At 65.9% G+C, this 20,747-nt stretch carries 19 protein-coding genes and 1 pseudogene; 12 read left to right on the top strand and 8 right to left on the bottom strand.

Features of this window, described 5'->3' with window-relative positions:
- Positions 1-253 precede the first annotated feature (253 nt).
- The 4 genes and pseudogenes from ACQP2D_RS28915 to ACQP2D_RS28930 all read left to right on the top strand — a co-directional run.
- Entirely contained in the window at positions 254-1,630 is a 1,377-nt protein-coding gene (locus tag ACQP2D_RS28915; RefSeq protein WP_433679074.1) for an MFS transporter, read from the top strand.
- Positions 1,620-2,039, top strand: a complete 420-nt coding sequence (locus ACQP2D_RS28920) for a MarR family winged helix-turn-helix transcriptional regulator (RefSeq protein WP_433679076.1) — start codon at positions 1,620-1,622, stop codon at positions 2,037-2,039. The genes ACQP2D_RS28915 and ACQP2D_RS28920 overlap by 11 nt, the downstream gene beginning before the upstream one ends.
- Before the next feature lie 140 nt (positions 2,040-2,179).
- A complete protein-coding gene (locus ACQP2D_RS28925) occupies positions 2,180-3,406 on the top strand; it encodes a cytochrome P450 (protein WP_433679077.1) in 1,227 nt (408 codons plus the stop codon).
- 45 nt (positions 3,407-3,451) lie between these two features.
- Positions 3,452-3,628: pseudogene (locus tag ACQP2D_RS28930) on the top strand (aminotransferase class V-fold PLP-dependent enzyme); the annotation flags it as partial.
- Between the two features lie 107 nt (positions 3,629-3,735).
- Here the strand turns inward: ACQP2D_RS28930 and ACQP2D_RS28935 are convergent.
- Positions 3,736-4,236: a hypothetical protein gene (locus tag ACQP2D_RS28935; RefSeq protein WP_433679078.1), complete on the bottom strand. Its 501-nt coding sequence runs from the start codon at positions 4,234-4,236 to the stop codon at positions 3,736-3,738.
- A 156-nt stretch (positions 4,237-4,392) separates the two neighbouring features.
- On the opposite strand from ACQP2D_RS28935, the gene ACQP2D_RS28940 reads away from it, so the two are divergent.
- A complete protein-coding gene (locus tag ACQP2D_RS28940) occupies positions 4,393-5,316 on the top strand; it encodes an LLM class flavin-dependent oxidoreductase (protein WP_433679080.1) in 924 nt (307 codons plus the stop codon).
- A 52-nt stretch (positions 5,317-5,368) separates the two neighbouring features.
- Positions 5,369-5,491 (top strand): hypothetical protein, encoded by a 123-nt coding sequence (locus ACQP2D_RS28945; RefSeq protein ID WP_433679081.1) that lies wholly within the window; start codon positions 5,369-5,371, stop codon positions 5,489-5,491.
- Between the two features lie 132 nt (positions 5,492-5,623).
- On the opposite strand, the gene ACQP2D_RS28950 is transcribed toward ACQP2D_RS28945, so the two are convergent.
- From ACQP2D_RS28950 to ACQP2D_RS28960, 3 genes are all read right to left on the bottom strand, one after another.
- The gene (locus ACQP2D_RS28950) at positions 5,624-8,176 is read right to left on the bottom strand and encodes an MFS transporter (protein WP_433679083.1); all 2,553 of its coding nucleotides are present in this window, start codon (positions 8,174-8,176) and stop codon (positions 5,624-5,626) included.
- 311 nt (positions 8,177-8,487) lie between these two features.
- Positions 8,488-8,712, bottom strand: coding sequence for a hypothetical protein (locus ACQP2D_RS28955; protein WP_433679085.1), 225 nt, complete (start codon positions 8,710-8,712; stop codon positions 8,488-8,490).
- 17 nt (positions 8,713-8,729) lie between these two features.
- A complete protein-coding gene (locus tag ACQP2D_RS28960; protein ID WP_433679087.1) occupies positions 8,730-9,725 on the bottom strand; it encodes a polysaccharide deacetylase family protein in 996 nt (331 codons plus the stop codon).
- A 214-nt stretch (positions 9,726-9,939) separates the two neighbouring features.
- Between ACQP2D_RS28960 and ACQP2D_RS28965 the strand changes: the two genes are divergently transcribed.
- Positions 9,940-11,454, top strand: a complete 1,515-nt coding sequence (locus ACQP2D_RS28965) for a putative glycoside hydrolase (RefSeq protein WP_433679088.1) — start codon at positions 9,940-9,942, stop codon at positions 11,452-11,454.
- Between the two features lie 3 nt (positions 11,455-11,457).
- Here the strand turns inward: ACQP2D_RS28965 and ACQP2D_RS28970 are convergent, their stop codons facing one another.
- Entirely contained in the window at positions 11,458-12,948 is a 1,491-nt protein-coding gene (locus ACQP2D_RS28970; protein ID WP_433679090.1) for an alpha/beta fold hydrolase, read from the bottom strand.
- A 173-nt stretch (positions 12,949-13,121) separates the two neighbouring features.
- Here ACQP2D_RS28970 and ACQP2D_RS28975 point away from each other — a divergent pair, with 173 nt between their 5' ends.
- Together ACQP2D_RS28975 and ACQP2D_RS28980 are read left to right on the top strand one after the other, a co-directional pair.
- Positions 13,122-13,436 carry a hypothetical protein gene (locus ACQP2D_RS28975; protein ID WP_433679091.1) on the top strand — a complete coding sequence of 105 codons (315 nt, stop codon included), beginning with the start codon at positions 13,122-13,124 and terminating at the stop codon, positions 13,434-13,436.
- A gap of 162 nt (positions 13,437-13,598) precedes the next feature.
- Positions 13,599-14,930 (top strand): AIM24 family protein, encoded by a 1,332-nt coding sequence (locus tag ACQP2D_RS28980; protein ID WP_433679092.1) that lies wholly within the window; start codon positions 13,599-13,601, stop codon positions 14,928-14,930.
- Between the two features lie 99 nt (positions 14,931-15,029).
- Here the strand turns inward: ACQP2D_RS28980 and ACQP2D_RS28985 are convergent, their stop codons facing one another.
- Positions 15,030-17,066: a M3 family metallopeptidase gene (locus ACQP2D_RS28985; RefSeq protein WP_433679093.1), complete on the bottom strand. Its 2,037-nt coding sequence runs from the start codon at positions 17,064-17,066 to the stop codon at positions 15,030-15,032.
- A gap of 414 nt (positions 17,067-17,480) precedes the next feature.
- Between ACQP2D_RS28985 and msrB the strand changes: the two genes are divergently transcribed.
- Both msrB and msrA read left to right on the top strand, forming a co-directional pair.
- Positions 17,481-17,936, top strand: a complete 456-nt coding sequence (gene msrB, locus ACQP2D_RS28990) for a peptide-methionine (R)-S-oxide reductase MsrB (protein WP_433679094.1) — start codon at positions 17,481-17,483, stop codon at positions 17,934-17,936.
- On the top strand, positions 17,933-18,448 hold the full coding sequence (gene msrA / locus ACQP2D_RS28995; protein WP_433679095.1) for a peptide-methionine (S)-S-oxide reductase MsrA: 516 nt from the start codon (positions 17,933-17,935) through the stop codon (positions 18,446-18,448). The genes msrB and msrA overlap by 4 nt, the downstream gene beginning before the upstream one ends.
- Before the next feature lie 37 nt (positions 18,449-18,485).
- On the opposite strand, the gene ACQP2D_RS29000 is transcribed toward msrA, so the two are convergent.
- Entirely contained in the window at positions 18,486-19,439 is a 954-nt protein-coding gene (locus ACQP2D_RS29000; protein WP_433679096.1) for an EamA family transporter, read from the bottom strand.
- A gap of 38 nt (positions 19,440-19,477) precedes the next feature.
- Here ACQP2D_RS29000 and ACQP2D_RS29005 point away from each other — a divergent pair, with 38 nt between their 5' ends.
- On the top strand, positions 19,478-20,008 hold the full coding sequence (locus tag ACQP2D_RS29005) for a CGNR zinc finger domain-containing protein (protein WP_433679097.1): 531 nt from the start codon (positions 19,478-19,480) through the stop codon (positions 20,006-20,008).
- Positions 20,009-20,011: 3 nt separating this feature from the next.
- Here the strand turns inward: ACQP2D_RS29005 and ACQP2D_RS29010 are convergent, their stop codons facing one another.
- Positions 20,012-20,557: a hypothetical protein gene (locus tag ACQP2D_RS29010; RefSeq protein WP_433679098.1), complete on the bottom strand. Its 546-nt coding sequence runs from the start codon at positions 20,555-20,557 to the stop codon at positions 20,012-20,014.
- Positions 20,558-20,747 lie beyond the last annotated feature (190 nt).

Consider the following 20,747-nt stretch of genomic DNA (forward strand, 5'->3'; position numbering starts at 1 on the left):
GTGCGCCGAACGGATCCGAAACGATCAGTTGCCCGCTGCTGTCACCGTGGCCGGGACGGAATTCGTTGCGGAAGGACCAGCCGCCCGGGCGCGGCTGACCGCCCCAACCGAGGCTGAGCAGGCCGAACCGGACGGGTAGGTCGGGAAACCCCCGCTCATCATTCTCGGATAACGCAACCGAACCCATGTTCCGCGGATCACATCCCCGGCCAAATCCTTGCATTCGGAACAGTTGTAACTACACAATCATTGTGTGAACACAACTGTTGATGAGCTGACGCCGCGCCGAAAGATGCTGGTCCTGGCGACGTGCTGCCTGAGCCTGCTGATCGTGTCGATGGACTCGACCATCGTGAATGTGGCGGTACCCGCGATTCGGGCGGATCTGAACGCGCCACTGACTCGGTTGCAATGGATCATCGATATCTACTCGCTCACGCTCGCCAGCCTGCTGATGCTCGCGGGGGCGACCGCCGATCGGTTCGGGCGGCGTCGGGTGTTCCGCATCGGACTGACGGTCTTCGCCCTCGGATCGCTGGCGTGCAGCCTCGCGCCGACGATCGAAACCCTGATCGGGGCGAGGTTTTTGCAGGCCGTCGGCGGGTCCATGCTCAATCCGGTGGCGATGTCGATCATTACGCAGGTATTCACCGGGCGGATGGAACGCGCTCGCGCGGTGGGCATTTGGGGTGCGGTGGTCGGCATTTCGATGGCGCTGGGTCCGATGGTCGGCGGTGTGCTGATCGATTCACTCGGGTGGCAGTCGGTGTTCTGGATCAATCTGCCGATCTGCGCGCTCGCGCTGGTGTTGACGACTCTATTCGTGCCGGAATCGAAGTCCGCCACGGTGCGCGGGCTCGATCCGATCGGCCAACTGCTCGCGATCGCATTTCTGTTCACGCTGGTCTTCGGGTTGATCGAGCAGTTGCCGGTGGTGTTCGCGGTATCGGCGGTGGCCTCCGCGGCCTTCCTGTGGCAGGAATCGCGGCGCACCGATCCGTTCATCGACCTGCGATTCTTCCGGAGCGTGCCGTTCGCTTCGGCCACGGTGACCGCGATCTTCGCCTTCGCGGCACTTGGCGCGTTCCTGTTCACCTGCTCGCTGTATCTGCAAGGCGTGCGCGGTTATTCGGCGGTACACACCGGCCTGCTGTATCTGGCGATGGCGGTCGCGACGCTGATCTTCTCGCCGCTGTCCGGCCGTCTGGTCGGCCGCTACGGGACCAAACCCTCGCTGCTCGCGGCGGGCACCGCAATGACCATTGCCGCCGTACTGCTCACCCGGCTCGACGCCACCACACCGATCTGGCAGCTGGTGACCGTCTTCGCGATCTTCGGCGTCGGCTTCGGCATGGTCAACGCGCCGATCACGACGTCGGCGGTCAGTGGGATGCCGCTGGATCGCGCGGGCGCCGCGGCGGCGGTCGCCTCGACCAGCAGACAGGTGGGCGTGAGCATCGGTGTCGCACTGTGCGGCGCATTGACCGGGGCCGGTCTGTGGTGGCTGATTGCGGTGTTCACCGCGGGGATCGCCATACTCGGCATAGTCGCGAATACCCGATGGGCCGCCCGGTCCCGTGATCGCGTCGCCCCGATAGTGGAAGAGAGGGTCCCCGCGCATGCCGGATGACGCACCCACCGCCGATGTGGTGTGGGCACAACTCACCCACCTGGTGATGGATACCCGCGACTCGTGGAAGCGCGCGGTCACCGAACGAACGGGCTTGCCGTTCAGCCGGATTCGCATCCTGCGCCGCCTGCGTCCCGGACCGCTCACGCTCAATCAGATCGCGCAGGCCACCGGCATGGATGCGCCAGCGACCACGGTCGCGGTCAATAACCTCGACGAACTCGGACTGGTGGTGCGCGAGATCGACCCGACCAACCGCAGGCGCAAACAGGTCTCCATCACCGCCGCCGGTCGGACCATCCTCACCGAGGCCATGGCCACCCCCGATCCCGCACCATCCGCGGTCGCCGCCCTCTCCCCCGACGACCTGCGCACGCTGCACGCGCTCCTGCGCAAGCTGGAGCACTGACCGCCGAAACCGTCTCCGAGCTGCGACAACCTCGCCGCGAACGCGCGTCACATCGGGGACGCATAGGCGTTTCACCTCTGCACGGCAACGCACTGTGCTTCAATCGAGTGTAGAACGCGTTCTACCTCTGGGAGGTGGCCATGGCCACGCCGTCGATTCCCGCCGGATTCGATCTCACCGATCCGGATCTGTGGGCGAAACGCAGGCCAACCGAGGAATTCGCGGAGCTGCGCAGGACCGCTCCGGTCTGGTGGTGCGTCCAACACGACCGATCCAGCGGTTTCGATGACGGCGGCTACTGGGCGGTCACAAAACTTGAAGATATCAAGGAGATTTCGAAACATCCGGAGATCTTCTCCTCGACCGAGAACAGCGCGATCATCCGCTACCAGTCCGACATCACCCGCGAGCAGATCGATATGCAGCGGCTGATATTGCTCAATATGGACCCGCCGGTGCACACCAAGAACCGACGCATCGTTTCCAAGGGCTTCACGCCGCGGGCGGTAGAGGGCCTGCGTGCCGCACTCACCGAGCGCGCCACCCGAATTGTGCACGATGCCAAGAAGTCCGGCAGCGGTGATTTCGTGGAGCAGGTCGCGTGCGAATTGCCGCTGCAGGCCATCGCCGAACTCCTCGGGGTGCCCCAGCAGGACCGCAAGAAGCTGTTCACCTGGTCGAACCAGATGATCGGGGCCGATGATCCCGAGTACGCGAGCGACGCGACGACGGCACAGCTCGAATTGACGGGCTACGCCTGGACCATGGCCGAGCAGCGGCGCGCCTGCCCGGCCGACGATATCGTGACGAAATTGGTGAACGCCGATATCGACGGCGAACATCTGGGTTCGGACGAGTTCGCGTTCTTCGTGATTCTGCTGTCGGTGGCGGGGAACGAAACCACCCGCAACTCGATCACGCACGGTATGAAAGCCTTTGTCGATCATCCGGACCAATGGGAGCTCTACAAGGAGCTGCGCCCGCGCACCGCACCGGATGAGATCGTCCGATGGGCCACGCCCGTCTCGGTATTCCAGCGGACCGCGACCCGCGATGTCGAACTCGGCGGACAGTTGATCCGCAAGGGCCAACGCGTCGGATTGTTCTACAGCTCAGCGAATTTCGACGAGGACGCCTTCGCGAATCCCTTCGACTTCGATATCCTGCGCGATCCCAACCCGCATGTCGGCTTCGGTGGCGCGGGCACGCACTACTGCCTCGGCGCGAATCTGGCTCGCCTCGAGATCGACCTGATGTTCAACGCGATCGCCGACACCATGCCCAATCTGCGCCAGGTCGCCGAGCCCGAACATCTGCGCTCCGGTTGGCTCAATGGAATCAAGCGCTGGGAAGTCGAATTCGACTGAGAACTACCCCTCCGCTAAGTCTGGTTACGTATTCGAGCAGCCCGAAAGGCATTGAACGAGAAGGGTATCGCGGTGCGCGCCGGACACTAGTGCGCGCAGCCGATCCTGCGGCGCTTCGGTCTGGAAGCGACCGTGCGGTCGTCCTTCGCGTTCTACAACACCTGCGAGGAAATCGACCGGATGATCATCGAGCTCACCCGGTTGGCGCGCGGGCGAGGATGAGTCAGCGCGGCGTGACCAGTGTGGGTTCATAAAGGCGGTAACGCACCCGCATAGATGCCTCCGTGCCACGCGTCGAGCGGATATGGTCGACCGTAGTCGACCATAGGCTAGTTCGGCACGAGGTCGTACTTCAGCGGCTCGAATCCGGTGGGCACGGTGGCGCTCAGCGAGATCCGGTCCCCCGCCCACGCACCGACCAGCGCGGCAGCACCGCCGGTGCGGCCGCCCTCGCAGCCGGTGCCGTCGGCGGTCAGCATCGGCAGCGGGTGGATGCGCTCACGGTCGTCGCCGCCCAGCACCGCCGCCTTGTCCACATAGGTGCGTTTGTCGTGGTTGAGGATGTAGCGGCCGATAAAGCCGAATCGCGGCGCCACGAGCGGGGCGACGGAGGCGGCCTTGTCGTACAGGTTCTCATCGGTCGGTATGTCCTGCGGATGGGGCTGCGGGCCGGCCCACACCACGCGGGTCGGCACCGTCAACAGGCGTTCCACCCCCTGGATGAAATCGTCGCCGATCCAGGCCTGTTTCATGAACCCGACCTTGGGTTCCAAATACCCGATCAACTCGTGGTCAGCGTCCAGGAAGACGGCTCTGCAGATCTGCCGCACGGCGGTGATTTCCTCTCTGGGATAACGACTTTCGGATAATTATCCACACGGGCGGTGTTTCGGCTCGCCGGGCGGTTACAGTCGAGTTACCGGCATGTTCAAGTCTCTATCAAGATCGCCCGGCCAGGTGGTGAGGACACGAACTAGGCTCGGATGATGCGATACGCCATCTCGGTCCCGCAGCTGATCCCCGACGGCACCTTCCAACCGGACGACCTGCGGGCATATCTGGACCGAGCCGAAGCGCTCGGCTTCGACAGCGCGTGGACGACCGAGCAGTTACTCGGCTCGGCACCCAATCTGAGTCCGATCGAACTGCTGACCTTCGCCGCCGCCCTCAACCAGCGCCTGCGCTTCGGTTGCGCGGTATTCGTGACGCCGCTGCACAACCCGGTCCACCTGGCCAAGCGCATCAGCACCCTGGACCAGCTCACCCGCGGACGGCTGGAGATCGGCGTCGGCATCGGCGGCCGCAACCGGATGTTCTCCGCCTTCGACGTCGACCCCGCCGACAACCTGGTCACCCGCTTCAACGAACACCTGCGGGTCATGAAGGCGCTCTGGACCCAGCCTCGGATCGATATCGACGGCGAGTTCTGGCAGCTGTCGGACGCCACCATGGAACCCAAACCGTTCCAGAAGCCCTATCCCCCACTGTGGTTCGGCGGCAGCACGCCCGCCGCGTTACGGCGCGCGGTCCGGCACGGCAACGGATTCTTCGGCGCGGGCTCGACCACGACGGCGAAGTTCGCCGAGCAGGTGCGGTTCGTGCGCGAAAGGCTCGCCGAGACCTCCGGCGCCCCAGCGGATTTCCGCATCGCCAAGCGCGTCTACCTCGCGGTGGACGACGACCCCGTGCGGGCCGAGCAGCGCATGGCGGCCACCCTGATCGATTTCTACGGCGAATTCGGTAAGACCCTGCTGCCGGTCGCGGTGCACGGAACGCCGAAGGACTGCGTGCAAGGTCTGCGCGAGGTGGCCGCGGCCGGTGCCGAAATGATCCTGATCAACCCGCTTTTCGACGAGGCCGCGCAGCTGGAGCGGATCGCCGCGGAGGTGCTGCCGCACGTCGACCGATAGCACCCGGACCGACTGCGCACCTATCTCACCCACGCGCCCGCGCCGGAGGCGATTGGTCGAATCGGTCCGCTCCGACCCCAGCGATGCGGTCCGGTACGAAGCCGACTTCACAAACCGCAACGCCGCCAAGGAGATTCGTGCCCTGACCGCCCTACTGGACGAGCCGCTGGCGTAACGTGGGCCGCCCACAGCGCACTCCTCGACGGCCTGCGCGAACTCGACCTACCCGCCCGCCGCTGACGCATCTGACCGCCGTCGACAACCTCGACCTGATGCGCAGCATCGTGCGGCTGGCGGGGGCGCGGGACTAGACGTTCTCCGCGTCGTCGGGCTCGTAGGCGAGACGGACGTCGTGGGCGACTTCGCCGCCGGAGACCGTCACTCGGCTGCGGATCGGTGGATAGCCGCGGGCGATGACCGTGTACTGGCCCTCGGCCAGGTCGGTGACCAGGTATCGGCCATTGGCGTCGGTGCGGGCGGTGGCGGTCAGATCTCCGGCCGCGTCGAGGACGGTGATCTGGACATCCGGAACGGCTCGGTCGCCGTCGGCCCAGGCCGATCCGGCCAGCACGGCCATCGATGCCATATCGATATCGTGGTGCAGCAGACCACTGTCGGGCACGGTGAGTGTGGTCGCGCTCGGGCGCATGTGCTCGGCGACGGCCACCAGGGTGTAGGTGCCCGAGACGACGCCGTGACAGGCGTAGGCGCCATCGCCCGCGGTAATGGCGGCCCCGACGACCTCGCCGTGCATATCGGTCAGGGTGACGGCGGCACCGGATAGTGGAGTGCCGCGACCGGCCGAGCGGACCACGCCCGACAATTCACCGGAACCGGTGAGGGTCAGGTCCAGCAGCTGCGATCGTTGTCCGACGGCCACGCTGACCGCCTCCGGTCGATGTCCGGTCGCCGAGGCGATCAAGACATAGTTGCCCGCCGCGGGCGCACCGATGAGGTAGCCGCCGTCGGCATCGCCGGTCGCGCGCGACACCTGTTTGCCGCGCTGGTCGATCAGGGTCAGCACCGCCCCCGACACCGGTCTGCCGTCCGCACGCCGGATCCGGCCGCCGATCGTGCCACCTTCGTATTCACCGCCCGAAAACGACTGCGGCACCACCGCGGCCACATACACGCCGTTGCCGTCGTGCTCCACCGAAACATGTCTGCTGAGCGCACCCGCAAGCACGGGTTCGGGCTCGGAGATCACCTCCGCGGCCCCCTCCCAGACCTGTGCCTCGGCCCAGCCGGGTTCGGCATCCAAGGTGATCGGCTCCGGTGTGGGCACCGGATTGTCCTGCAGCGGAATCTCTTTCATGAACATCAGCACCAGACACGCCAGCAGTGCCACACCCGACGCGACATAGAAGACGCCGTGCATGGCATCGGTGAACCCGATCAGGATGGGCACCTTCAGTTCGTCCGGCAGCGCCGCGATCCCACTGGTATTGCTCTGCATGGTGCTCAGCTGCGTGGCATCGAACCCCGCAGGCAACGCTCCGCCGAACGCATCGATGATCCGGTGCGGCAACAGATTGAACAGAATGGTCAGGAATACCGCGACGCCCAGGGTGCCGCCCATCTGCCGGAAGAAGGTCGCCGATGCGGTCGAAACACCCATATCCGAACGCGGGCCGGCATTCTGCGCCGCGATGATCAGCGTCTGCATGCAGCCACCGAGGCCGAACCCGATGACACCGCCGTAGACCAGCGGCTGCCATAGCGGGCTGTCGTAGTGCACCTGGCCGTACAGGGCCGACCCGACCGCGATGACGAAGGTTCCGATCACCGGCAGGACCTTGTAGCGCCCGGTCAATTTGGTGATCAGCCCGGCGACCTGCGACCCGAACATGATGCCGACCACGAGCGGCAGCATCAGCAGACCCGATTTGGTCGGTGAATATCCGCGCACCACCTGGAAGTACTGCGGCACCATCACGATCGCGCCGAACATCGCGACACCGACGATGAACCCACCCGCGATGGTCACGCTGAAGGTCGAATTCTTGAACAGCCGCAACGGAATCAGCGCCGCGTCCTTCATCAGGAATTCGACGAGCACGAACAGCAGCAACCCGGCCGCACCGATCCCGTAGCAGACGAGCGCGCGCTGCGAACCCCATCCCCAGTCCCGGCCCTGTTCGGCGACGATCAGCAGCGGCACCACGCAGATGGTCAATGCGACCGCGCCGAACCAGTCGATGCGGTGCTGCTGACGCTGATGCGGCACATTGAGCACCTTGGCGACCACACCGAGCGCGAGCACACCGATCGGCACATTGACCAGGAACACCCAGCGCCAGCCCTCGACACCCCACAGCTGGTCATAGTTGGAGAAGAAGCCGCCCAACACCGGCCCGAGCACGGTGGCGCCACCGAAGACCATCATGAAATAGCCCTGGTAGCGCACCCGCTCCCGGGCGGGCACGATATCGCCGATGATGGTGAAGGCCAGCGACATCAGCCCGCCGGCACCGAGTCCCTGGAAGGCGCGGCATCCGGCGAGTTCGTACATCGAGGTGGCGAACGTACAGGCCACCGAGCCGAGGACGAACAGCCCGATCGCGGTGAGGTAGAACGGCTTTCGGCCGTAGATATCGGCCAGTTTGCCGTAGAGCGGCGTGGTGATCGTCGCGGTGATCAGATATGCCGTGGTCGCCCAGGCCTGCTCATCGAATCCGTCCAGGCTGTTGGCGATCCGCACAATGGCGACGCTCACGATGTTCTGATCCAGCGCGGCGAGGAACATGCCGAGCAACAGACCGGACAGGATGGTCAGGATCTGCCGGTGCGACAGTGACGTGCCCTCACCGGCATCCAGGTCCGGCGGCGCTGCCGGTGCCTGGGTGGTCGCATTCGTCATATTTGAGCCCTAGTTCTGATCGGCTATCCGTGGTAGAAGTTCTCTCGAAAACTGAGTCGAGCCGGTCGAGCGAATTGGCATACTGCGCCACAAGCGATCTGCCCCCACTCGCTGATCCCCTGTAACTCGTTGCGGTGGCTAATATACATAGGGTCACGCAGCTCGAAACGGGCTGGTGATCGGTTGCCGGACGACCGACACCGAGCCATCACCGAATCGGATAGTCGATCCTCGAACCCCTCAGCGGCTCAGCGGATCCCGGCGACACTGCACCGGATCGCCGGCCACAGCTCGGTCGCAGCCGAAGATCATCACCGGCTCGGCGTGATTCGACGGATCTCAGATCTGCTCGACACTGAGCAGGCCCACCCATCGGTCAGCCCCGGCATGGTGTCCTCGGCGAGCGAGCTGTCGGCCGGGAGTTCGGCCAGCTCCGCGGCATCGGCGATCACATGCGTGGTTTCGCCGAGCGTGGCGCCGAACATCTCCAGAGTGCCGACGACATACCCGGGACTGGTCCCGCAAACTCTCAGCATACTTGCATCTATGTTTGTCAATAGGGATTGAACCGGTCGCGCCAGCGCGGATCCAGTTCATCGGCAAGCTGTTTGGGGACCGAGATCTTGTTCGGGTTGCCGTCGGAGGTGAAGCGCTGGTCCGGATGCCGGTCGAGGCGATCGAGCCAGTAGGCCGCGGCGAAGTCGACCTCATTCCTGCCGGATCGGATGCGCGGGATACCGGCGGGATCGACCCGGCCGAAGGGAGACGGCGCTGGTTCGGCGCCGACCAGCAGCACGGCCTCGAAGGTGTAGGGCTCACCGTCCCAGCCGCCCGTGGTGGCGAGGCCGCGCTCACGCGGGAAGATGCCGAGCGGTAGCGCCATGGTGCGCACGCGATAGCCGGGCACCGCGGATTCGATCGCGCGCACGTTCGCGGCGAGTTCCCGTTGGACGCCGGTGCTGTCCAGACCGGCGAGGTTGGCGTGGTTCGCGGTGTGGGCGCCGATTTCGTAGCCGTGCGCGGCCAGCCAGGGCAGTGCGCGGCCGTCATCGGCGAACGGGTCATTGTTGACATAGCACGTCGCGGTGGGCGCGAAGTCCGGATGACGCACGCGGAAGTCCTCCAGAATTCCGATGGCCGTGTCGGGGGCCACCTTTCCGTCCTCGGCGAAGCGGAGCTGTGTGACGGTGGAGTCGTCGAAGGTGAGCACCACCGGGTGGGTGCCCGCGGGGATATCGATGCGACCGGCGATGTAGTCGGCGACGGTCACCGGGCGATAGTTCTCGCGGTACAGCCGTTCGAGTTCGGCGCGGAACTTCTCGGGCGTCTGGTCGTATTCGCCCGCCGGTGCCGGTGTCACCTGGTGATACATGAGGATCGGCACGAGTCCGAGCTCATTGGCACCCACGGCAGCTGGGTCGGGCACCGGTGTCGTCGCCGGAGCGGAGGCGATTTCGACGGCCGCGGGGACGGGATCGGCCGCCGAACCACATGCGGTGACGGTCGCGAATATCAAGGCGGACAGGACAACCCGAGCTCCGATAGCCACGCGTCGCACCACCGTTGGAACGGTACGCGGCGGCAGGGAATCTCGGTTGCGAATCGGAATATGTGCGCCCACGAGCGCTGTCTGAGGTAGATAGTTAGGCGATAGCGACAGATGAAAGTTGGTGTGCGCGTTGGACAAATTGGTCCGAATTACCGGACGATGGCGGCTGGCGGCAATAGCGGTTACCGCGGCTTTATCAATTCTCATCGCATCCGTGATCATCGGCGCCAATCGGGCCGAACCCGCGGGTTTGGCACTGTCCGGACTACCGGATGGGGTGGTGAACGCGAATGCACTGGCCGGTCTCGCATTGCGGGTGGACACGCACGGCCACGACCCTCATGCCATGCGACTCGAACTCGACGGGACAGCGGTGCCCGGCACCGTCGAGGGTGACACCGTGGTGTACCGCCCGGGACACCTCACCGACGGCGACCACAGGTTCACCGCCGAGATCCCGCGCGGGGGCATACTCGGCCTGTTGAGCACCGGTCCGGGGGCCACCGCGACCTTCACCGTGGATGCCGAAGCGCCGAAACTCGAACTGACCCAGCCGGGCAAGGCCGCCTCGTATCGTCAGCCGATCACGGTGCGCGGCAAGGAATCCGGTGCGGTGCGGGTTTCGGTCGGCGCCCAGTCGGTGACGCCGGCCGCGGACGGTTCGTTCGAGATCACACTGCCCCGCGCGCCGGTCGGCGGCGAAGTGGTCGCGGTCGACGCCGCGGGAAATAAGGCGACGCAGGCCATTACGACATCGGTCGACATGCCCAGGGTCAAAGCCGTACATATGACCGCGTACGGATGGGCCTACGAGGGCTTGCGTGAACCCGTGCTCGATATGGCACGCGCGGGACGCATCGACACCGTTCAGCTCGATATCAAGGACGAGGACGGGATCATCGGCTACGACTCGCAGGTGCCGCTGGCACGGCAAGCGGGCGCCGCCGCCGGGATCTACGATGTGCGCGCCGCACTGCGGCAACTGCACGAGATGAATCTGCGCGTGGTCGGACGGATCGTCGCATTCCGCGACCCGACCCTGGCCGGATGGGCCTGGCGCGAAGGACATCCGGACTGGGTCATCCAGAACCCGTCCGGCCAACCGTATGCCAGTAAGTACGGTGCGATCGCGTTCACCAACTTCGCCGATCCCGAAATCCGCAAATACAATATCGATCTCGCGAGCGAGGCGGCCGAGCTGGGATTCGACGGCATTATGTACGACTATGTCCGGCGACCGGACGGTCCGCTGTCGCAGATGCAGTTCCCAGGGTTGACCGAAACCCCGAGCGCATCCATCGCGGAGTTCCTGCACGAGAGCCGGAATCCGGTGCGCGATAAGGGCGCCGACCTCGGCGCCGCGGTATTCGGAATCGCCGCGACCCGGCCGGATGAGATCGCACAGGACATTCCGTCGATCGCTCGGTACGTGGACTATGTGGCGCCGATGCTCTATCCCTCGCACTGGAATCCGGGTGAGTACGGTGTCGGCAATCCCAACTCGCAGCCGTATGACATCGTGTTCCGGTCATTGGCCGACTTCTTCGAGCAGACCAAAGGCACCGGGGCCGAGGTCATTCCGTGGCTGCAGGATTTCAGCCTGGGGGTGAATTACGGTGACGGCGAGGTCAAGGCCCAGATCGATGCCGCGGCGGCCGCCGGAACCCATAGCTTCTTCCTGTGGAATGCGGCGTCGACGTATCACTCGTGGGCGGTGGTGCCGGGTTGATGCCTATTCGGTTGTTCGATCGGCGTGGCAGGTGATATCGGCGGGTGGCAGGACACCCGTGACGTAGTAGCTATTGATCGCATTGTTCACGCAGGCACTCAGGTCGGGCCGGAATGTCATGTGGATGCGGACATCTTGCAGTGTGACCAGGCGCGATCCGGACAGCTGCTGATGTAGCCGAGCACCGTGGTCATACGGGGTCCTGGCGTCCCCGGTCGCCTGCAGGATGAGCACGGGAACCGAATTGCGAACGGTGGTGGCGGGTTCAACGGGTCTCGGCCAGTACGCGCACGGCTGGATATTGTTTGCGAGCGCCCCGAAGATCGGTTGGCTGGCGCGGCTGGCTTCGATATTTCTCGAGTACCAGGCCGGATCGGTCGGCGCCGCGGCATCGCCGCAGGCGATCTGGGCCAGTACGGAGTTCTCCTCGGATCGCAATGCCTGCAGCACGATGTGCAGCCGCGGTGCTCGCGCCGCCACGGGCGGACCGCCCACCGCGTCCGCGATCTCCCGAATCGTCTCGGCCAGCGCTTGGTTGCGCCGGAAGTCGGTCACCATGTTGTGCAAGAGAAACGGCAGCCAATGATCATCGATCGGGAAATCGTCGATCACGATCGGCTGCCGGGCGGCCGCGGCCATGAGCTCCGCCAGCGTGGCACGCACGTCGGCCGGGGTAGTGCCGAAGTGATAGGTATCGTCCTGTCCCGCAACCCAATTCGACCAGTCATCGAGCGCTCGCTCATCCGAGGCGCCCCAGTCCCGCACGAGGCCCTCCCAATACCGGTCCGGATCGATCGCGCTGTCCAGCACGATCCGGTCGCTGCGCTCCGGGAACATCTGGGTGAATACCGCGCCGAGATAGGTGCCGTAGGAGACGCCGAAGTAGCTGATCTTCGGTTCGCCCAAGACGGCGCGGATGATATCCATATCGCGGGCGGTATTGCGGGTGGTGAGCTGGCGAACTTTCACCGGATCGTCGGCAACACAGCTGGCGGCCATATTCGCCGCCAATGCGGTTTCGCGCGCGAAGCCCGCCGGATCCAGACCCGCGGAATGGATCATTTCGCCGACGGGCCACCCGCAGCGCGGAGTTCGTCCGGACTCGCCGACACCGCGCGGATCCATGCCGATCAGATCGAAACGCGCCCGCACCTGCGGTAATAGCACGTCACCGAGCAGATCCACACTGTCCAAACCCGAGGCGCCCGGGCCGCCCGGGTTGGCGAGCAGGATCCCCTGGCGCTGGCCCGGATCGGTGGCCTTGACCCGGGAGATCGCCACCTTCAGCGTGCGATCGTAGGGCCGCAGATAGTCCAGCGGTACGAGCACATCGGCGCATTCGGCCCCCGCCTTGTCCAGATCCTCGATACCGCACGACTTCCAGTGCAGCCGCTGGTGCGCGAACCGCACGGCCGGGTCGACCTGCGCCCCCGGCACGATGATCAGCGCGGCCCCGACCGCCACCAGCACCAACCACCGCACAAACCTCGCCACCCGAACCCACTCGCCTCTCACCCTCGATCCCGCAACTTGGTACCACATCCGACCTCCTCCCCTAGCCCCACAGCTGGCCATACACCGTGCCGCGGCTTGCCACCTCCTGCCGTCCCGTCGATACTCCAAGGGGTTTGTGCAGCAGCCGGTTCCAGAACGAAGGGGTGGAATAAATGCTTCGAAACCAGCTGAGTCGACGTCCGGCGATCGCGGATGATGTGCTCGTCTACGGTCAACCATACGAGACTTCCGATGGCGCGACCGTCATCACCGTCACCCGGACCGGCAGCCTACTGCGCGGCACACACCCGGTCGGCGTATTCGTCGTTCACGACGGGCAGGTCGGGTGGACGCCCGCGGTCGATGCGACGCGAATCACGCTGCTCGGTGAGCTGATCGGCCTGCTGGCCGCGGTCATCGCCACACTCGCGGTGCTGCGCAGGCCGCCATGGCCGGACCTGAAGGGCTACCGACCGCAGCGGCGGTGACCACGACATACATCACCGAACGCGCCGGGGATAGTGGCGCGCGGACCGGACTCGGGACACACTTGATCCCGTGAATCGCATGCCACTCGGACATATCGACCGGGGCGGTCCGCCGTGACCGCACTCGCTCGCGGGGAGAATCGACCCGCGCCCGGCGATCGGATGACCGTAACCGTCACGTGTGCCGCACCGGTCGATGTCTCGGCGCTGCTGCTCGGGGCCGACGGGCGGGTCCGCTCCGATGCCGACTTCGTCTTCTTCAATCAGCCGGTCGGACCCGGTGTCACCTACCGACATGGGCGCGGGGCGGGCGACATGGTGGATGTGGTGACCTCCGCGCTGCCCGCAAATGTCGACAAGGTCGTGGTCACGGCCAGCCTCGACGGCAGCGGCCCGCCGACCTTCGCGGGCGCGAGTTCGCTGACCGCGACGATCGGATCCGATACCGGGACACTGACCTTCCCGATGACCGGGCTCAGCACCGAGACCGCCGTGGTGTGCGTGGAGATCTACCGGCGCGGCGGCGCCTGGAAGGTGCGCGCCGTCGGGCAGGGCTATGACAATGGGCTGGCCGGGATCGCGACCGCGTTCGGTGTGAATATCGACGATGAACCCGAGACGCCGCCCGCGCCCACCATGCCGCCACCTGCACCGACGCAGCCCGTGGCCGGGTATTCCGCGCCGCCCGCCTATCCCCCGCCCGGCGCGGTGCCGCCGCCCTCACCGATGTCTTCACCTCAGCAAGGAGCGCTGCCGATGCAGAGCGAACTGTTCAATCCGACCCACGCCGAAGTAAACGGCATCGGCATCCAGAAGCAGGGCGGCAAAATGATCAAGGTCGCCGTCAATGGGGAGACCATGGCGCGGGCCGGATCGATGGTCGCCTACCAGGGTGACCTGCACTTCAAGGCGCTCGGTTCGGGCGGTATCGGCCGCGCCATCCAGCAGCGCCTCACCGGTGAGGGTGTACCGCTGATGCAGGTCTCAGGCCGCGGCGATCTGTTCCTGGCCAATGCCGCCGCCGATGTACACACCGTCGACCTCGACGGCACCGACGGTCTGACCATCAATGGCGCGAATGTGCTCGCCTTCGACACGTCGCTGTCCTACAACATCCAAAGGGTGCAGGGCGCAGCCGGTTTCGCCAGCAACGCGGGCTTCTTCAACTGCGTCTTCACCGGGCGCGGCCGCATCGCCATCACCACCCACGGCTCGCCGGTCGTACTCAATGTCGACCAGCCCACCTACGCCGACCCGCAAGCCGCCGTCGCCTGGTCGTCGAGCCTGTCCACCGGCATCAAACGCAACGACTCCTTCGGCCTCGGCCGCCTCATCGGCCGCAGCACCGGCGAGGGCCTGACCCTGTCCTTCTCCGGCCGCGGCTTCGTCATCGTCCAGCCCTCCGAACTGCCCCCCGGCGGTCTCATCGGCGGCACCGGCGGCGGCCAGGAGGCCGGTCAAAGCGGCGGCGTCCTCGGCGGCTTGTTCGGATAACCGACCGGCGCTGGAACCGACTGCACCACAGCCGGTTCCAGCGCTCCGCATCCGCACGCCGCGTCGGAATTCGCCACGTGTGGCACGCGAGGACGCCGGTCAGTCGAGCAGGCCGCGGCGGATGAGAAGAGGGGCGATTTCAGGGGTGCGGCCGCGGAAGGATTCGAAGGCCTCGATGGGGTCTACCGAGCCGCCACGGGAGAGCAGTTCGCGGCGGAACAGTTCGCCTTTTTCGCGGGTCGATGCGTCGCCTCCGTTGAACCATTCGACGGTGTCGGCGTCGAGGACCTCGCTCCAGATGTACGAGTAGTAGCCCGCCGCATAGCCGCCGGAGAAGATGTGCTGGAAGTATCCGGTGCGGTATCGCGGTGGGATCGCATCGATGGCCAGCCCTGCTTTGCGCAGTGCCTCCTCCTCGAAGGTCTCGGCATCGGTCCCGGCCAGCGCCTCGGGTGTGGGTATGCGGTGCCAGGCCCAGTCCAGCAGCGTCGCGCCGAGGTATTCGACGGTTTTGAAGCCCTTGCCGAATCGCTCGGCGGCCGTCATGCGTTCGACGAGTTCGGCGGGCATCGGTTCGCCGGTTTCGATATGCCTGGCGTAGTTGGCCAGCACATCCGGTCGCGACATCCACATCTCGTTCACCTGCGAGGGGAATTCGACGAAATCTCGCGGCACTGCGGTTCCGGCGAAGAACGGATACCGCACATCGGAGAACAGGCCGTGCAGCGCGTGCCCGAACTCATGGAACAGCGTCCGGACGTTGTCCCAGGTGAGCAGCGCTGGTTCGCCCGCGGGTGGCTTGACGATATTGAGGTTGTTGACCACCACCGGTCGTGTCCCCAAAAGCCCTGACTGACCGACCAATTCGTTCATCCAGGCCCCGCCGCGCTTGGACGGCCGCGCGAAGAAGTCGCCGAGGAACAGCCCGAGTGCGGTGCCGTCCGCATCGAACACCTCGAAGATCCGGACCTCCGGGTGGTACCCGACCAGATCCTCGCGCTCACGGACGGTGATCCCGTAAACCTGCTCGGCGGCGAAGAATACGCCATCGCGCAAGACCCGCTCGAGTTCGAAATAGGGACGCAACGCCTCCATGTCCACCGAAAACCGCTCGGCCCGAACCTGCTCCGACCAGAACTGCCAATCCCAGGATTCGAGCTCACCGTCGTCGCCGCTGGTCCGCATCGTCTCCGCGAGTTCGGTCGCCTCCCGCTCGGCATTGGCCACCGCGGGCGACACCAGCCGCCCCAGCATTTCCTCCACCGCCGCGGCGGTTTTCGCGGTCTGATCCGCGACCACATACGCCGCGTGGTCGGAATACCCGAGCAATGCCGCCCGCTCGGCCCGCAGCGCGGCCATCCGCACCGCGAGCGGGCCGTTGTCGTCCAGTCCACGCCCCAGCGAGGCCGCCATCACCCGTCGCCGCAACGCCCGATCGGCCAACTCGGCCAAAACGGGTTGATTGGAAACGTTCTGCAGACGCAGTGCCCACGCCCCGTCCTGCCCCAGCGACCGCGCATTCTCGGCGGCCGCCGCGACCGCCGCCGGTCCCAGCCCCGCCAACTCCTCGGCATGCTCGACCAGCACCGTCGCACCGTTGGTGGCCGCAAGAATGTTCTGACCGAATTCCGTTGCCGCCGTGGCGAGTTCCGCATTCAGCTCGCGCAGCCGCGCCTGTCCCGCCGCATCCAGGCGCGCCCCGGCCCGCACGAACCGAATGTGGTACCGCTCCAACAGCCTCGCATCCTCGGGATCCAATCCCAGCTCGTCCTTGCGCCGATAGAGGTCATCGACGCGTGCGAAGAGCGCGGGATCGAGATAGATCGCATCCCAATGCGCCGCCAAGCGCGGCGACACCTCGGCCTCGATCGCATCGGTCCCCGCCGTGGAATCGGAGCCGACAATATTGAAGAACACGTTGGACACCCGGGTCAGCACGGCCCCCGAACGTTCCAGTGCCACCATCGTATTCGCGAACGTCGGTGCCTCATCGACCGAGGTGACGGCGGCCACCTCGGCCAATTGCTCCGCCATTCCCCGTTCGAACGCCGGCAGATAGTGCTCCTCACCGATCTCGGCGAACGGCGGAAGTTCATACGGCAGCGCACTGAGCTCGAAGAACGGGTTGCTCGTCATGACTGAACCCTATGCCGCGACCGTGTCGCGGTGGCTACTGTTCACGCCGAATCGGGACGCCATACCGCGGTGCCGACCGCCACCCTTGCAAGCCCTCCGAACCAGCCCCGAGGCCACGGCGCGCGATCAGGCGATCCCGAATGTTCTGCTCTGCGGTGAGACCAGCGCGTCGTGTCGATGGCTTCGACCGCGTCGAGAACGCCTCCCGATCCAGCCGCCGTCCCCGACCCGACGACAGGATCGGTCGGCTCGCCACCGCACATCCGGCGATAATGGAACGATGATCAGAGCTGCGGAAAATGGCAGTTCGAACCACTCACGGCCGGATTTATGACCAAAGTGTGACGCGCGGCCGGGTGGGGACTTTCCGAGCCTGGACGCCCGTTGTACGTGGGGCCGATATGAGGAGGTCATGTGGCACGGGAATACAACCGGAATCCTGCGGCGATCGCCGCGCTGTCGCCTGAGCAGTACCAGGTCACGCAGGCGAACGGGACCGAGCGGGCATTCACCGGCGAATACTGGGACAATCACGAGCCGGGTATCTACGTGGACGTGGTGTCCGGTGAGCCGTTGTTCGCCTCGGTCGACAAGTTCGACAGTGGCAGCGGGTGGCCGAGTTTCACCAAGCCGATCGATGCCGAGAATGTGGTCGAGAAGCGGGACCTCAGTCATCTGATGATCCGCACCGAGGTGCGTTCGGCGCACGGTGACAGCCATCTCGGGCATGTGTTCACCGATGGGCCGCGCGCGGCGGGCGGGCTGCGCTACTGCATCAATTCGGCGGCGCTGCGGTTCATCCACCTCGACGATCTCGAGGCGGAAGGTTATGGGCAGTACCGAACTCTTTTCACGAAGGAGGACGCGTGAGCGACACGCGGAAGGCGATTCTCGCGGGCGGATGCTTCTGGGGCATGCAGGATCTGATCCGTAGGCAGCCGGGAGTGCTGTCCACCCGCGTCGGCTACACCGGCGGGCGCAACGACCGCCCCACCTATCGCAATCACCCGGGGCATGCCGAGGCCATCGAAATCGTCTACGACCCGGCGGTGACGGACTACCGGGCGCTGCTGGAGTTCTTCTTCCAGATCCACGATCCGACGACGAAGGACCGCCAGGGCAACGATATCGGTACCAGCTACCGTTCGGCGATCTTCTATCTCGATGACGAGCAGAAGCGGATCGCGCTGGACACCATCGCCGACGTCGAGGCATCGGGACTGTGGCCGGGCCCGGTGGTCACCGAGGTAACCCCGGCGAGTGCGTTCTGGGAGGCCGAGCCCGAGCACCAGGATTACCTGGAGCGCTACCCGGACGGCTACACCTGCCACTTCCCGCGGGCGGGTTGGAAGCTGCCGAAGCGCGAGAGCGCCGCTCAGTAGTTCCGTATCGCCCTCGGCGGCTGCCCGCCGGGGGCGTTCACCTGTCGACTACCGCGGTATCGGGGTCGGATTCACCCTGGCGGACGATGACGACTCCGATGAGGATGAGCGCACCGCCCAGCAACTGGACGGGACGCGGGGTCTCGCCGAGCAAAGTCCAGGCGAAGGCCAGCGCGGCGAGAACTTCGAAGAGGGCGACGAACGAGGCCAGGCGGGAGCCGAGCAGGCGGGTGGCGGCGATGCCGGTGACATAGGCGATGGCGGCGGTCACCGTGCCCAGCGCCAGCACCGGAAGCCACCAGGAGACGGTGAAGTGTTGGAAGACCACGGGATCGGTGCTGGCGTGCAGGGGGACGATGCCGACCGCGCCCGCCGCCAGCAGGGCGAGTCCGCCGACGAGCAGGCCACCCGCCGCGAGCACCGTGCCCGATAGCGTGCCATCACCATGGGCGGAGAGCACGAAATAAGCGGCGGCTCCGGCCATCGCGGCCAGCGCCCACCCGACGCCCACCCCGCTCGCACTCGGACCCGAGCGCAGATCGATGACGAGCACCAGGCCGGTCATGCCCAGTAATGCACCGAAAACCGTTGTGGTACCGGGACGTTGGCGATGGCGCAGCCACAGCCAGCCCACCACGGCGACCGGCGCGGTGTATTCGATGAGCAGTGCCGCCCCGACCTGCATATGCGCGACGGCGTTGAAATAGGCCAGCTGGGTACCGGCCACGGCGAGCATGCCATACGCGACGATCAGGGATGCGTTGCGGCGCAACAGCTCCCAGTCACCGCGCAGGCGCAGCACCGCGAACGGCACCAGCACCGCCGCGGCCACCAGCACCCGCACCGCCACCACCGACGCCGAACTCCAGCCCGCGTTCATCAAGCCACGGGCCAGCGGTCCGGACAGCCCGAACGAGGATGCGGACAGCACCGCGAGGATCAGTCCGGATCTCAGCCGCCGCCCGGCTCTGTCATGAGTCATAGTTGCCATGGCTAATGACGCTAGGATCGGTCGCGTAATATGTCAACATGGTCTTTGCTCATGACACCGAAGCGGCGCTGGTCGCCGCGGTCGAGCTGGTGAATTCGGCGGAGGAACCGGATACGCTGACCGAAATCGACCAGCTCGCCGAGTTTTTCGTCAAACACGCCTACACCGGCGTGCACTCCGGCGATGCCGCGGAGCTGGCTGCCGTACGGGCCATCCGCGCGCCCCTACGCCGGATGCTGACCAGCGATCGCGATACGACGGTGCGGCTGATCAACGAAACCCTGACGCAGCATCGAGCCCTGCCGCAACTGGTCCGGCACGGCGATGTCGACTACCACATCCACGCGGTGCCGCCGCAGGCCGCGCTGCCGGTCCGCATCGCCGTCGAAACCGCGATGGCCATGATCGATCTGGTCCGCTCGGACGAGCTCAGCCGCCTGTCCCGCTGCGCCGATGACGACTGCGACGGCATCGTGCTGGATCTGTCCCGCAACCGATCCCGTCGCTACTGCAGCACCGCGTGCGGCAACCGCAATGCCGTCGCCGCCTATCGCGCCAGGAAGAGATGACGCTCATTCACCCCTGGTGAGGGTTTCCAGCTCGGTGCGCAGCGCCGCGACCTCGGCGGCCAGTTCATCGCGCAGTTGTTCGCGTTCCCGCAGGCTGGCGCGCAAATGCTCGACCGTGTCGTGCATGGCCGCCAACTTCCGGTCGGCACCCTGTAACCGCCACTCGACGACGGCGCGACGATCGACCTCCGAACTCGCCGACTCGACCCACTCCACGACGTAGTCGAGCCACTCGGGCTGCTTCGGCATGGGCTCCTCGGAATCCCACCCGCGCCGGACCGATGGCTTCGACGAAAGCACCCGCTCGACGCCCGGGGCGGAGTTCATCTGCACGAGGTCGAACTTCCCGGCACTGGTCACCACCGCCGTGAGCCGATACCGCCCGGCCAGATGCATCCTCAGCTCCGCCGCACCCCGCCCGTCGGCATCCAGCGCACCGAGCCACGGACCGTCCGCCGCCTCGACTATCGACGCGAGCACCCCGAGCTGCCCGGCACTGCGCCGCCCCCGCGTCGCCCGCTCGAGCAGATCATCGGGCGTGGCACTCATCTGATCCCAGTGCATCGCACCTCGCCCTCTCTCGTCGACCGGCACCTACGAACATATATGCGGCCTACCGCCGCGCCGCGGACAGCCGCCAACTGTGTCACCGCCGTCGCGGAGGTGAGATCGCCGCACCAGCGCATTCTCGACGATCGGGTACGGGGGTTGCCCGCCCGGGGACTGATCGGCGGATGGT

Origin of the sequence: Nocardia sp. CA-119907, from assembly GCF_050955995.1 — a bacterium.
In the GTDB taxonomy this organism is placed as follows: Bacteria; Actinomycetota; Actinomycetes; order Mycobacteriales; family Mycobacteriaceae; genus Nocardia.

What these genes read in the sequence shown, in the direction of transcription:
- ACQP2D_RS29010 (WP_433679098.1), bottom strand. Translation starts at nt 20,557, where the DNA reads ATGAGTGCCACGCCCGATGATCTGCTCGAGCGGGCGACGCGGGGGCGG.
- ACQP2D_RS29000 (WP_433679096.1), bottom strand. Translation starts at nt 19,439, where the DNA reads ATGGCAACTATGACTCATGACAGAGCCGGGCGGCGGCTGAGATCCGGA.
- ACQP2D_RS28950 (WP_433679083.1), bottom strand. Translation starts at nt 8,176, where the DNA reads ATGACGAATGCGACCACCCAGGCACCGGCAGCGCCGCCGGACCTGGAT.
- ACQP2D_RS28980 (WP_433679092.1), top strand. Translation starts at nt 13,599, where the DNA reads ATGACCGTAACCGTCACGTGTGCCGCACCGGTCGATGTCTCGGCGCTG.
- ACQP2D_RS28985 (WP_433679093.1), bottom strand. Translation starts at nt 17,066, where the DNA reads ATGACGAGCAACCCGTTCTTCGAGCTCAGTGCGCTGCCGTATGAACTT.
- ACQP2D_RS28955 (WP_433679085.1), bottom strand. Translation starts at nt 8,712, where the DNA reads ATGCTGAGAGTTTGCGGGACCAGTCCCGGGTATGTCGTCGGCACTCTG.
- ACQP2D_RS28975 (WP_433679091.1), top strand. Translation starts at nt 13,122, where the DNA reads ATGCTTCGAAACCAGCTGAGTCGACGTCCGGCGATCGCGGATGATGTG.
- ACQP2D_RS29005 (WP_433679097.1), top strand. Translation starts at nt 19,478, where the DNA reads ATGGTCTTTGCTCATGACACCGAAGCGGCGCTGGTCGCCGCGGTCGAG.
- ACQP2D_RS28940 (WP_433679080.1), top strand. Translation starts at nt 4,393, where the DNA reads ATGCGATACGCCATCTCGGTCCCGCAGCTGATCCCCGACGGCACCTTC.
- ACQP2D_RS28925 (WP_433679077.1), top strand. Translation starts at nt 2,180, where the DNA reads ATGGCCACGCCGTCGATTCCCGCCGGATTCGATCTCACCGATCCGGAT.
- ACQP2D_RS28920 (WP_433679076.1), top strand. Translation starts at nt 1,620, where the DNA reads ATGCCGGATGACGCACCCACCGCCGATGTGGTGTGGGCACAACTCACC.